Annotated in this window: 9 protein-coding genes; 7 read left to right on the plus strand and 2 right to left on the minus strand. The window is 45.9% G+C overall.

The genetic code is table 11. From position 1 onward, the window contains the following. Window positions 1–221: 221 nt before the first annotated feature. The 5 genes from KIV40_RS04985 (at window position 222) to KIV40_RS05005 (ending at window position 7,050) form a co-directional block, all read left to right on the plus strand. Window positions 222–980, plus strand: coding sequence for a response regulator transcription factor (locus KIV40_RS04985; RefSeq protein ID WP_306431774.1), 759 nt, complete (start codon window positions 222–224; stop codon window positions 978–980). Then, window positions 977–2,317, plus strand: coding sequence for a sensor histidine kinase (locus tag KIV40_RS04990; protein ID WP_285348124.1), 1,341 nt, complete (start codon window positions 977–979; stop codon window positions 2,315–2,317). The genes KIV40_RS04985 and KIV40_RS04990 overlap by 4 nt, the downstream gene beginning before the upstream one ends. Window positions 2,318–2,425: 108 nt before the next feature. Next, a complete protein-coding gene (locus tag KIV40_RS04995; RefSeq protein WP_285348125.1) occupies window positions 2,426–4,351 on the plus strand; it encodes a TonB-dependent receptor domain-containing protein in 1,926 nt (641 codons plus the stop codon). A 131-nt stretch (window positions 4,352–4,482) separates the two neighbouring features. After that, window positions 4,483–6,840, plus strand: coding sequence for a fatty acid cis/trans isomerase (locus tag KIV40_RS05000; protein WP_285348126.1), 2,358 nt, complete (start codon window positions 4,483–4,485; stop codon window positions 6,838–6,840). 18 nt (window positions 6,841–6,858) lie between these two features. Further along, entirely contained in the window at window positions 6,859–7,050 is a 192-nt protein-coding gene (locus KIV40_RS05005; protein ID WP_285348127.1) for a hypothetical protein, read from the plus strand. Between the two features lie 65 nt (window positions 7,051–7,115). Here KIV40_RS05005 and torS read toward each other — a convergent pair whose 3' ends face one another. Beyond that, complete coding sequence (gene torS, locus KIV40_RS05010; protein ID WP_285348128.1) at window positions 7,116–10,073, minus strand: TMAO reductase system sensor histidine kinase/response regulator TorS; 2,958 nt, start codon at window positions 10,071–10,073, stop codon at window positions 7,116–7,118. A 64-nt stretch (window positions 10,074–10,137) separates the two neighbouring features. Between torS and torT the strand changes: the two genes are divergently transcribed. Beyond that, window positions 10,138–11,166, plus strand: coding sequence for a TMAO reductase system periplasmic protein TorT (gene torT, locus KIV40_RS05015; RefSeq protein ID WP_285348140.1), 1,029 nt, complete (start codon window positions 10,138–10,140; stop codon window positions 11,164–11,166). A gap of 65 nt (window positions 11,167–11,231) precedes the next feature. Then, complete coding sequence (locus KIV40_RS05020; RefSeq protein ID WP_285348129.1) at window positions 11,232–11,687, plus strand: methylglyoxal synthase; 456 nt, start codon at window positions 11,232–11,234, stop codon at window positions 11,685–11,687. Window positions 11,688–11,772: 85 nt separating this feature from the next. Here the strand turns inward: KIV40_RS05020 and helD are convergent, their stop codons facing one another. Further along, window positions 11,773–13,842, minus strand: a complete 2,070-nt coding sequence (helD, locus tag KIV40_RS05025) for a DNA helicase IV (RefSeq protein WP_285348130.1) — start codon at window positions 13,840–13,842, stop codon at window positions 11,773–11,775. Window positions 13,843–14,054: the final 212 nt, after the last annotated feature.

Genomic DNA, 14,054 nt, shown 5'->3' on the forward strand with positions numbered 1-14,054 from the left:
TTCAAGTTGATTCGGTATAGTTTCTTTTGCTACTACTGAAAAACCACCAAGCCTGGTGTTTTTTATGTCAACAGTGCATCGCCTCAGTATAAAACTTCCAAATATGTCGCAATTTAACGATACGATTGAAGTAACGAGCGACCTTCTTATTGACCAGATTGATTGTTACTCGGGAATTATTGATAATAATTTACATTATCAATAATTAATCATATTCCATTATGTTCAGCCCAGTACTAAGCGATATTCATACAAAGCCATTTAGATCTTCGAGCCAACCCTCTCCCGCTCCATCAATTTTGTTGGCCGAAGATGACCCAGACCTGAACCTACAACTTACAGAGCTTCTTAAAGCACAGTACTACAACGTTGTGTCAATGCTTGAGGGAGACACCGCGTTAAAGGCATTCCAGCAACAAACCTTCGACTTGGTCATTCTGGACGTTAACTTACCCAACCTAGACGGCTTTGAAGTACTCAATGTGATTCGCTCGCAGTCACAAACCCCGGTTGTCATGCTTACCGCTTACGGTGCAGAAGAATATCGAATTCAGGGGCTTAAATGTGGTGCCGACGATTACATCACTAAACCCTGTAACTTCACGGAAGTGAGCTTACGCATTGAAGCGATTTTGCGTCGTACTAAACTTATCCAACAGCCCAACTCCCCCACACAATTGAGTGAAAGAGAACTGCTGCTCGATAAACTAAATCACACGGTCAATATACATCATCGCCCTGAGATGACCCCAATTCAGCTGACCCCTATTCAATTCAAACTTCTGTGGACCTTGGTCGAGCACCGTGAAGAAGTTTTGAGTAAACCCTTCCTCTATCAAACGGTTTTAGAACGTCAGTTCAGCCAATACGATCGCGCGCTCGACATGCATCTAAGCCGTGTGCGTAAGCGTCTTATTGCTGAGGGTATGTCGAATGACCGAATCCAAACCGTGCATGGTAAAGGATATATTTTTAAATGAAGAAGATGCTGTTTTGGCGATTGTTTGTCGTCTTATCCCTGGGCGTGGTGATCTTTTTCTCCTTGATTCACAGCGCGGCCATCCTCTCCAACGAGAAAATGAGCTATTTGAAGAAATCTCATCGCCAACAAATTTTAGCCTGGGGACATACCGCACAAACCTATGTAGACCAACAAGATTGGCAAGGACTGGACATCTGGTTAGAACAGCTCGCCATTGATGAGTCCACATGGGCGACCGTGCTGCAATCCCGCCTTGACGTAAAAGGGGGAAACCCACTTAACGAGCGTTTTTGGCAAGGCTATGGTATTGGCCGAAGCGTTGAATGGAAGATCCATCTAGATTTTCCAGACAACCCAATAATGGAAGTCCCTCTGTCCCCTTCCGGATACCACTTTTTGATTCTGTTACCTGACCGGATGAGGCCGGGAACCTACATGTCTCACGCGTTTTGGTTGTTTCGCTTCGTTATTCCCTTTCTTTCTCTACTCGCACTGACTGTTTATTTATACCGCTATGTTATGCGCCCGTTACAGCAATTCCATCGCGCAAGCCAAGCTTTCAGTCAAGGCGATTACTCAGCGCGAATTGGTCAGACTATGAAGTTGGGCAATGATGAAATCAGTCAAGTCGCGCGCACCTTCGATTATATGGCAGAGCGCACATCGGATGTGATTCGCCACCATCGTAACCTTATTGCCGATATGTCCCACGAGATACGCACTCCACTCGCTCGAATTGAGATGGCCATTGATTGTGTAGATAAGAATATCGAACGTGAACAAATGTTGGAGCGAATCAAAAGCGATACCCACAAAATGCGCACGACCGCAGAAGACACACTCACACTAGCATGGATTGAAAACGAGCAACCAAATCTTAGGACAGAGGAATTTGACTTAGCTGAACTGGTTGAAATCATCGTCGAAGATGCCCGATTCGAGTACTCAGATAGACAGATATCACTACATCAAGACGAACCATTACCCATCCAACACTCCAATCAAATGGCTCTCAGTCAAGCATTGGAAAACGTCATTCGTAATGGCCTACGATACACCCAACCCGATGAGATGCTCGAAGTTCGAATACTAAACCGCCTCGAACATTATCAAATCCTCATCATTGATTCTGGCCCAGGTATAGACCCGAGTTTATACCAACAGATATTCAAACCTTTCTTCAAGGCAAACAATCAAGTCGTATCCCGAAAAGGCTTTGGTGTTGGATTAGCATTGGCGAAACGACACATTGAAGCGGTTGGCGGCAAGATCGTTGCCTACAACGCACATGTGCAAGGTTTAACTATGGATATTACCTTGCCTAAGCGAGTTTAACGTCTGCTGACTACAAGGATTGTAACAGTTGTAAAAGTCGTTTACTCAGAGTGGAAGAATCACCAAAATCTCACTCGATAATAATTCTCATTAACAATGGAGGTTACGGTGTCCGCTTCAACCGTATTTAAGTTAAGCCCACTTACCATCGCCCTTTTCGTCGCTTCCCAAGTGACTTACGCCAACGATGACATGGAAGTGATGGAGGTGCTAGGCCACACTCCGGAAGGAATCGATATTACGATTGACTCCGATCAGCTCGCCAAATCACAGGCACAAGATCTGAATGACATTTTCCGTAAAGATGCAGAAACTAGTGTTGGTGGCTCTTCTGGCGTTTCTCAAAAGATCTATGTCCGCGGTCTGGAAGATACCATGCTGAATGTGTCTATCGACGGTGCGGAACAATCCGGTAACCTATTCCATCACCAAGGTCGATTATCTATCGAGCCTGAACTGCTCAAGCAAGTTGATGTTAGCGCGGGATCAGGACGAGCAACAGATGGCCCAGGAGCATTGGGTGGCGCTATAAAGTTCACCACTAAAGACGCACATGACCTCCTTACTGCAGGTGAAACCTACGGCGCTATGCTCAAAGGCGGTTACTACACCAATAATGAAGGTTACAAAGTTTCGGCAAGTTTGTATGGAGAAGTCGCCGATCAGCTTGGCCTACTTGCATCATTTGGTTACGTCGACGGGGATAACATCGAAGACGGCAAAGGCCAGGAGCAGCCGTACACTGCGTTAGAACAGCAAGTTGCGCTCCTTAAGCTATCCGGTCAACTCAACGACGAACACTACCTCTCGGTAAGCTACGATTATCGTAATGACGATGGCCGTCGCTTAAATCGCCCCCACTTCCAACCAAGCTTTAAAAATGCACCTCTCGATCAAGAAACCGATCGTTCTACTTTTACGCTTAACCACAAATACAACGCAAGCGACCTTTTCAATCTCGACACCACTTTCTACTACACCGATAGCCGCTTAGCTCATAAAGATCACCCTCGCTGGGGCACCAGTGATGGCTCAATTCAAACGTCCGGCGTAAAGATCTTCAATACGAGCAAATTAACAGGCCATACCTTGGTTTACGGTTTGGATTACAAGAAAGACAAATCTGAGTTTGAAACCAACTACGATGGTAAAAAGAACGATGAGGAGAAAGGCACCGTTTACGGCTTGTTTGTTCAAGATGATTGGATGCTAACAGAAACCATCATTCTTACCGCTGGTGCTCGTTATGACTGGTATGAGCTTACTGATAACATGGAGCAAGACTTCGATTCGAGCGGCTTTAGCCCTAACGTGGGTATTAATTACAATGCGTTGGAAGGTTTGAACCTATTTGCTAGTTATGCAGAAGCGTTTCGTGGCCAACAAATCAAAGAACTGTTTGTTATCGACTACCGCGAAAACGACCCAAATCGTAAGCCTGAAGAAGCACGTAACTTAGAGCTAGGGGCAAATTACCAATACGATGATTTCTTCGCTGGCATCACATTCTTTGATAGTACAATCAAAGACGTGGTAACAAACCAAGGCGCCGTTTATACCAACGTTGGTGACCTAGATAACCAAGGTATTACCGCTTACTTAGGTTATGCAACTGCTGATGTCTCTGCTCGCTTGAGCTACAACCAATCTCGTCCAGAACTTAACGGAACTCCACTATCAGATGAAGACTCAACGCTGGGCACATCTATCGGCGACACTTGGGTTCTTGACCTCATTTACCAACCAATGGAGTCACTAGAGTTTGGCTGGAATGCTCGATTTGTTGAGCGCTTAACTGATGTAGCGGATCCAACCGTTCACCCAGAAAAGCCGCGCTATGGCGTGCATGATGTTTACGCATATTGGATGCCTATTGCAGACGAAGAGTTATCTCTGACGCTGTCTGTTAAGAATGTATTCGACAAATACTACTTTGACCACGCATCGTACATGGCATACATCGGCAGTCCTGTCGCTCAAGGTTATGCAAGCCCTGGGCGAGACTTCCGCTTTAACGTCACTTACGCGTTCTAGTATTGGTTGACAAAGCCGCTTTTTATCGAACAATGCCAACTCAAAAGTCGGAGCGAATTGCTCCGATTTTTGGTATTTAGCGGCTTATTTTGCTTTAATTAACGCAAATTCAATTTACTCAAAATAACTCAATGAATTTACGTTTGATTTTTATACTCTGCATCGCCACTTTATTCGCGGGCTGTGCAACTTACGCAGGGCTGAACTACGACCAACTGTTCGGTTCACAACAAGTACGTGAGCGAACGGCAACCATCGACACACCGCAAGCCGATTTCTTTCAACATGATGTTAAACCCATCGTAGATAACCGCTGTGTGGTCTGTCATGCCTGCTACGACGCCCCTTGTCAGTTAAAACTCTCTTCCGTAGAAGGCATAGACCGCGGCGCTAGCAAGGCCTTGGTTTACGAAGGTACACGCTTAACCGCTGCTGCCCCAACTCGCTTATTTGAAGATGCGCAAACCACTCAAGAGTGGCGTGATGCTGGCTTTCATCCTGTGCTCAACGAGCGTGAGCAGAGCATGGCAGCTAATATGGACGCAGGTTTGATTGCACGTATGCTGCAACAAAAAGAACGCCATCCATTACCAGACCAAGTTCAATTAGAAGGTTTTGATTTCTCCATCGATCGCGAACAAACGTGCCCAACGATTGAAGAGTATGATCAATACGAGCGCGATAACCCGACATGGGGAATGCCTTCTGGTATGCCTAACTTAACGGCGGCGGAATATAAAATCCTGATGCAGTGGTTGGAAAATGGCGCCATCATGAATGCGCATGTACCACTGACAGAGCAACAACAAACAGAGATAGATAAGTACGAAGCATTACTGAACAAAAGCTCTCGTAAAAATCAACTTGCCGCTCGCTACATTTACGAACACCTTTTCTTATCTCACCTATTCTTCTCTGAGTTGGATGGCGAACAGCCGCGTTTCTTTACCTTAGTTCGCTCTGCTACACCGCCGGGTCAGCCAGTAAAACGTATTACGACTCGTCGCCCATATGATGATCCGAAGGTCGAGCGTGTCTACTACCGCATCATTCCAGAGCAAGACACTATCGTCGATAAAACGCACATGCCATTTGCGCTCAATGAACAGCGTATCGAGAATTGGAAAAAATGGTTCATCGATGCGGATTATGAGGTAGCACAACTACCGAGCTATGAACCTGAAATTGCGGCAAACCCAATGACGGCTTTCATTGATTTGCCGGTGAAGTCTCGCTTCAAATTTATGTTGGACAACGCTCAGAACACTATCATGGCTTACATCAAAGGTCCGGTATGTCGAGGACAGTTGGCGTTAAACGTGATTAATGACCGCTTTTGGGTATTCTTCCTAGACCCAGACAAAGCCGACATCCCTGAAGTGAACGAGTTTTATCGCTCCCAAGCAGACAATTTAAAGCTACCGGGAGAGCTTGAGAGTAATACCGTACCCGTGACTAACTGGGTGAAATACTCACGCCAACAAGCGCGTTACCTAGAAGCAAAATCTGACTTCATCAACAAATGGTTTAAGAACGGTGAACACCTTTCTACGGACGTAATTTGGGATGGCAACGGCACCAACCCCAATGCTGCGCTTACCGTATTCCGACACTTTGACAGTGCATCGGTGGTACAAGGCTTAGTTGGTGAGCAACCTAAAACCGCTTGGGTATTGGACTATGCCCTCCTAGAGCGCATTCACTACCTGCTTGTTGCTGGTTTCGATGTTTACGGTAACTTCGGTCACCAGCTGAACACTCGCATGTTCATGGACTTCTTACGCCTAGAAGGGGAAAGTAACTTCATCGCCCTACTTCCTGCAGATATGCGTCACCAAGAACATTCAAGCTGGTACCAAGATCAGCCCGGCCAGTTAAGTGACTTCTTGCAACGCAATGTCGCTCCATTTAGTCAGCCAACTAGCGTCGTCTACCATACTGACGATCCTAAGTCAGAGCTATTGGATATTCTACGTAAGCAAGTTTCACCTATCCTGCTGCCACGCTACGACATCATCGATACGGCGCTGACAGTAGAAAGCGAACAGCAATTGGCGAGTATCAACCAAGTTCGTGGAGAAGGATTAAAAACCGTTCCGCAAATCACCATGCTGATGGTTCGCAGTGAATCTGGGAAAGATGAGCTGTTTACCCTTCTTCACAATAATGCACACATCAACATTTCGAGCCTATTTAATGAAGAGAGCAACCGTGACTTTGCCAACGATGATATGACCATCGTTCGAGGAGTCGTTGGTAGCTATCCGGCGGCATTTTTCTCGATCGAAGAAGATCAAGTAAAAGAATTTGTCGATCAATTTAGCACCCTAAAATCAGAGAGTGATTACGTTAAGTTACTGGATAATTTTGCGATTCGCCGAAGCTCAGAAAAGTTCTGGCCATTTAGCGATCGAATCCACGCTTGGTATCGTACAAAACAACCAATAGAATCTGGTTTACTTGACTATAATCGTTTTGAGAATCGTTGATGATTTAAGGGGGTTCTCATGGGTATCCGAGACAACATTGCCGCTCTCGAGCAACAGATCTACGTTGCTTGCTCAGAGGGGGATTACGACACGGTCAACATGTTAGAGCACCAACTCGAATACTTGCGTGGCAGAGTTGAACATCCATTTGAAGATGATCCTTATGCCCTAGACACTCGGTTTGAGTGGGAAGACGACATGACCAAATAGAAAAAAACCTCCGGCGCGAACCGGAGGTTTTTGTTTATGGTTCAAGCAGTAAGCCTGTGAAGGGCTTATTGCGTCATCAAATTATCCAAAGCAATCACTGACTCACTCACTTGTGTTTTTAACGCGTTGTGATGCTCTGTGTATGCCTCCAGCGACTCCGCTGCAACCTCAATGCTCTGACATGTTTTCATCAAAGCCGTTAAACCTAAACTACCTGCACTGCCTTTCAGTTTGTGGGCTAGATCTTTTACCGCTCGGCTCTCACCATTTTCCGCCGAAGCTTCCATTTGGCTTAATACATCAGCACTGGTTTGTCGGAACAAATCGATGATGTGCAGCATTTTCTCTCTGCCCAAAAACTTCATGTCTGATTGAATCACATTCGGGTTGATGATTACCATCGCTGGCTCCTCTGCTATTGGGTCTGTTGTGACTAGCATTTCATTGTTATTCGTTGTTGTCGTTGTCTCATCTTGAAGAACGCACTCTTGAGGTAGTAAGAGCTGCTTGCCATCCAATATGTCTTGAATGAGCGCCGCAAGCGCTTCTTTTTCCATTGGCTTCGGTAAATAACCGTCAAAGCCTGCGGCTAAGTAGCTTTCCACTTCTTCAGCAAATACATGAGCAGAAACCGCGACCATTGGCGTTGGAGCCAATGCCTTGTCGGCTGGCTTATTACGCTCTATGCGTTTGAGGCGGTGGATTAAATCAGCACCGTTACAATCTGGCAAGTTGATATCAACCAAAGCGATGTCGAAATCATGCTTGTCAATGATCTGCTCCGCTTCTAGGCCATTTTCTGCCATCGTAACTTCATGCCCCATGCTCTCTAAGAAGCCTTCCGCCACCACGCGGTTAACAGGGTTATCTTCTACAAGTAGGACTTTTGCACGAACTTTACAACGAGCATTTACAATCGTTACGGTTTCTACTGGCTCGCTTTCTTCTAGGGGAATAGAGAACCAGAAGCGGCTACCGTGGCCTTCTTCCGAATCCACATCCAAACAACCACCCATGGCTTGAATGATGCGACGGCTGATTGCCAAACCTAAACCAGTGCCACCAGTTTGGTTCATCCCACCTTCCGCTTGGGTAAAGGCATCAAACAGCGTTTTCTGATCTTTCTTGGCAATGCCAATACCTGTGTCAGACACTTCAAACAGAACTTGCGACTCATCTTCTGGGTTAAGGCTAACGTAGATATCAATCTCACCTTCTTCAGTGAATTTAATCGCGTTACCAACCAAATTGCTTAACACTTGGTTGATGCGCGTAACGTCTCCTTTCCAGTAACGGCCGACGTCACTTTCAATATGGTAAGAGAACAATAGCTTCTTCTCTTGTGCCTTTCCGTTCATCAATTGGAAGGTATCTTCAACCATCTGATGCAAGTCGAAACCTAAGCTGCGGATCTCCAAGTATCCGGCTTCGATTTTCGAGTAATCCAATACGTCATTCAAAATGGCTAACAAGGTTTTACCACTGCGGTTGATGATTTCCGCGTAGCGTTTTTGCATTGGATTCAAACCCGAGTCAATCAGTAGACGGGCAGTTCCCAACACCCCATTCATTGGCGTCCGAATTTCGTGACTCATCGTCGCAAGGAAAGCAGATTTCGCCCGGCTCGCTTGTTCCGCTTGTTTGCGCGCTTTGGCGTGGTTTAACACCTCTTCATTCAAACGACGGTTTGCTTGTTTCAACTGGGATGTGCGCTGCTCAACCAACTCTTCCAAGTGCTCCTTATGCTCTTCCAGCTCACGTTTGGCTTTCGCCTCGCCCTCGGCGACAACTTTTAGTGCTTGTGCCGTGTTACGTGCCGTGATGATCGCTTGCCCCATATGTGCCAGCTCATCTTTGCCTTTTACTTCTAACTCAACCGCAAGGTTACCTTGAGCAACAGACAGTAGCGCAGATGAGTACTCTGCTAAACGCTTCACTACGGAGACATAAACAACGCGCCAAAGAATGATTACGACGATGATAAGGCCAATGATAGAAATCACCGTCAGGGACCACTGCGCGAACTTCAAGGTGCTGGTCAGTTGGTCAACAGCAACGCGCGTGGTCTGGTTAGAGTCATCCACCAGCTTATTCACCGTACCATTCAACTCAGAGAAAAGCTCAAGCGTTTTTTGCATCAACTCCTGCGACTGTTCATTGTTCTCATACTGTTGAAGCAAGATGGTGAACACGACTTGGCGTTTACCAAGATCAGTGAGCAACTGACTCATTTGTTCTGAGCGAGTTGGGTCTTCTACCGCAAGCACACGACGCTTCATGATCTTGAGGTTATCTTCAAACGCCGTTTGGATTTGTTGAATACGGTCGACGTTGGTGAGTGTGCGGGCTTCTTCAATCTGGTTGAGCATTTTGAACGCCAACAAATGCAGTTCATGCAGTCGCTCCGTAAGGTCTAAGTCGACTTCAACTAACGCATCCAGTGCTTGATACACTTGGGCTTTCTTGTTGGATTCCAACAGGTCATAAATATGGGTAACGTTAGCAACCGTAATCGTACTGGTGTTTTGTACTTGCGTACGTGTTAACTGTTCTAACTCTTCGCTCAACAAACGCATTTCCTCAACGCGAGTGTCGATCTCTTTGGTTAGCCACAATTTACGTTCTACTGTGACGCCGAGCTCCGCTAGGTTGTTAATCACGTTCTGGACGTTATTTTCTAGCGCTTCAAGAAGCTGAGCATCAAAAGATTCTCCGCCCAACTCTTTAATGTGCGTCAGCAATGACTCAAGTTGATCGAACAGGACGCGTCCCGCCTCTTTACGCTCTTGTTCATTTTGCGCATTCGACAACATTTGCACCGATGAAATAATACGGGTACTGAGCTCTGATACTTGTCGAGCTTCTATCATTGCCGGTATGGCAGAGTCCACGACGTTCCTTTCCGTTTTTGCCACCAGAGAGAACCCTGATACACCGATTAACGCTGATAACATCACCAACATTGCCATAGCAATGAAGGACAACAACAGTTTACGACCGATGCTTGCGGTAGCTAGCAACATATTTTCCTGACCTTAATATTCGTGTTCGGCGACATATTACGTTATATTTTGCAGTGTTTACTTAATCTATGCCAACGAACTTCATTTCATGGTTATAAATCAGCGTCCATATCGCACAATTTTCGCACATTCTACACTCGCATTGTCACTTTTCGCTTCAGTGCCAAGCTTTGCTGCAGAAAAAATCTGTGCCATTTACCCTCATTTAAAGGATTCATACTGGCTATCAGTAAACTATGGAATGGTTTCCGAAGCGGAAAAACTCGGTGTTGACCTGCGCGTTCTCGAAGCTGGGGGATATCCGAACAAAACCCGTCAAGAGCAGCAGCTTGCTTTGTGTACCCAATGGGGCGCCGATGCAATCATTCTCGGGACGGTCGATCCGCACGCCTACGAGCACAACCTTAAAAACTGGGTTGGCAATACTCCAGTTTTTGCCACCGTTAACCAGCTTGAACTCGATGAAGAACAAACCAAACTGCTGAAAGGTGTAGTTGGTGTTGATTGGTACTGGATGGGCTACGAAGCTGGCAAATACTTAGCAGAAAAGCACCCTAAGGGCTCAGGTAAAACCAATATTGCTCTACTGCTTGGCCCAAGAACTCGTGGCGGAACAAAACCTGTAACGACAGGGTTTTATGAAGCCATCAAAAACAGCGATATTAACATCGTTGACTCTTACTGGGCCGACAACGACAAGGAGTTACAGCGTAACCTTGTTCAGCGCGTGATAGATATGGGCAACATCGACTATATCGTTGGTAGTGCCGTTGCTATCGAGGCCGCCATCAGTGAACTACGCAGTGCGGGTAAGGCCAAAGACATTGGTCTGGTTTCTGTATACCTCAGCCACGGTGTTTATCGCGGCCTACTTCGTCATAAAGTGCTGTTCGCTCCAACCGACAAAATGGTTGAGCAAGGAGGCCTTTCTGTGATGCAAGCAACGCACTATTTGCGCCATGAACCGTATGAAGAACACGCATCCCCAGTGATCAAACCGTTGACACCAAAGACGCTTCATGACGACACAATTGAAGAATCGTTATCTCCGTCAGAATATAGGCCGACTTTCAGCGTTAAGGCTGTTGATTGATTGGCAAAAAATGTGTTCTATTTGATGGTAGTGAATTTAAGATCATTAAAGATGGAAATAACTTAATGCAAACAACAACTCGTACCATGCCAGCACACAAGCATGTGGCATTGGTTGCCCACGATAACTGCAAACCAGAACTGCTTCGTTGGGTAAAAGAGAATAAAGAAAAGCTACAAAGCCACTTCTTGTACGCAACAGGCACTACGGGCCATATGCTAAGCAAAGAAACTGGCCTTGCTATCAAAAGCATGATCAGCGGTCCAATGGGTGGCGACCAACAACTTGGCGCGTTAATTTCTGAAGGCAATATCGACGTACTGGTCTTCTTCTGGGATCCACTTAACGCTGTTCCACATGATCCAGATGTGAAAGCCCTACTCCGTATTGCGAGTGTTTGGAACATCCCTGTAGCGACAAACCGTGCAACCGCTAAGTTCCTGTTCAATTCTCCACTGATCGACCAAGAAGTGGATATTGAAGTACCAGACTACGATGCATACCTAGCAGAACGCACTTAATTTCAATTAGCAGCTCTGTCAGTCACAAATAAAGCAAAGGCGATACTGAGTATCGCCTTTGTTGTAATTAAGTCACGGGTAGATTTTATCTTGAAGTTACGATTGGATAATCGCCGTTTACCAACTCTTGCACAAACGCAGAACCTGCACCGGTATGGGTAATCCAAACTTTCTCTTTAGCACGCGTTAAAGCGACATAGAACAAACGACGCTCTTCGGCATACGGATATTTGTCTTTTGATTCACTCAACGCGCCATCGATATGCGCTTGCTTCTTCTTCGCTGGGAACTGGCCTTCATCCACCGATAGGATGATTACAAAGTCTGCTTCCCTACCCTTACTCGCGTGGCAGGTCATAAAGCGAATCTCAAGTTTAGGGAATCGCTTCAACCAGTCATCATATAAATCAGGCTTGTGGTAATGGTTACGACCCAGTAGCAATACTGATTTGGTTTTCTTCGCCTGTTGGTTGAGCTGATCAAGAATCTTCTCAACTTGGTTGCTTGGTGCAGTATGCACGCTCTTCTGCTTACGTTGCTTATGACTGTTTAGAGTCTTTGGCAACTGAGATGGGTTCTCTTGGACGAAGGTATTTGCCACATCACCGATTTGGTTGTTGAAGCGGTACGTGGTGTCTAAGTGATGCACGGTTGAGTGTGTGAATCGATCTTGGAAGCCCGTTGTAAGATCCACATCGGCCCCTGCAAACTGATAAATTGCCTGCCAATCATCGCCTACCGCAAACAAGGTTGCTCCCGCTTGCTTCTCTGTTGACTCACATAGCGCTTCAATAAGCGCTAAACGGTCAGGAGAGATGTCTTGGTATTCATCCACCATAATAAAGCGCCAAGGCGAAATGTATTTCCCTTTCTTGACGTAATCCGTCGCTCGACTGATCATCGTTGGGAAATCCACCTGATTGGTCTCTTTCAGCATCTTTTGCCACGCACTAAAGCACGGCCAACACAGTGCAAGCTCACTGTTCAAGCGCGTATAGTCTTGGTGATTCACCAGCTTTTCTTGCACTTGCTTTTTAGTCAGGCCAACCGCAGCTAACTGTGACAGTTGATTGTCTAGCCAAGCGATCAATTTCGGGTTTTCGGAGTGACTACCTAGCTCATCATCACCTTTCAAGTACGCAATCGGCCACTTATCTAAGTGCTTTTGCCAGCGCTTAAAGTTAGTCGGTGTCATCCAGTGCTTCTTGAGCCAATCGATGCACCATGCTGTACGTTGATTGTCATCTAAAGCAAGTGGGCTGATTTCGACCGGCTGAGGTTCCACTTGGTTTAAAATGCGCAGACCAAGTTGGTGAAAAGTATTCACGCGAACGCCTTCTTCCGCCAAGCCCACTTTATCGACCAAGCGTTCTTTCATCTCTTTCGCAGCGTCACGACCAAAGGCCAGCATCAAAAGCTCTTCCGCTTGTGCTTGGTGACTTTGCAGTAAATACGCCACACGCGCCGTCAATACGCTTGTCTTACCGGAACCTGCCCCCGCTAAAACAAGGTTGTGATCATCATTGAGAAGCACGGCATGCTGCTGCGAGAGATTCAATGGTGAAGATTCAATCCGGCTAAATAGCACTTCCCAATTTGGGCGTTCATTCTCAAGCCACTCGTGATTTCGCTCGCTCAGCGTTTGAGAAGTCTCTGAAAGCCACGGTTCAATCTCAGCCATTCGCTTGGGCATGCGCATTTTCGCTTCCACCAAGCTAGTTTTGATTTCAACTAATTCACTGTTGAGTTGGTCGACCCAGGTTTGAACTTTTGAATGCGATAGATAAGCCGGAAGGTGCTTAAGTTGATACAACTCATCTTCCCACTTAGGAAGGTATTCCGCTAGTTTGCGGCACTGGGTATTGTGCCAATCTTGAAATTGACGTACCGCTTCAACCGCAAACTTACGACAATGCGGCCAAGGCAAACCTTGAACGAGCCAACTCTGTTGCTTGCCGTCTTGCTCATGAGCAAAGAACTGAAGAGAGCTCCAAAGTAGACCGCGTTTAACGCTCACTTTGCCATTCCAAATAGTAAATGGGATGTGTTCTTCACTACCCACTGAACTTAATAAAACACTGTTCTCTTTTATTTCGACTTGGTAATACTCATTTTGAATAAAAAACTGTGCTTTATTAGAGGCAGTAAGCTGCATGAAAGGTGCGCCTTTTAATATAGAAGTTCCAGTTTTATATCATTTTAGACGCTTAAATTGTAGCGATGGATGAGGCACAAATGGCCTTCTGTCGGTATTCTTAATTAAAAATCACATTACTGTTGAATTTGTGAACAACGATTATCCCTATCGCTCGCTATCGATACGTTAAGTCAATGACAATTCTGTTGATTTCCTGAGCAAATGACAAT

It is taken from the genome of Vibrio sp. D173a, from assembly GCF_030248475.1.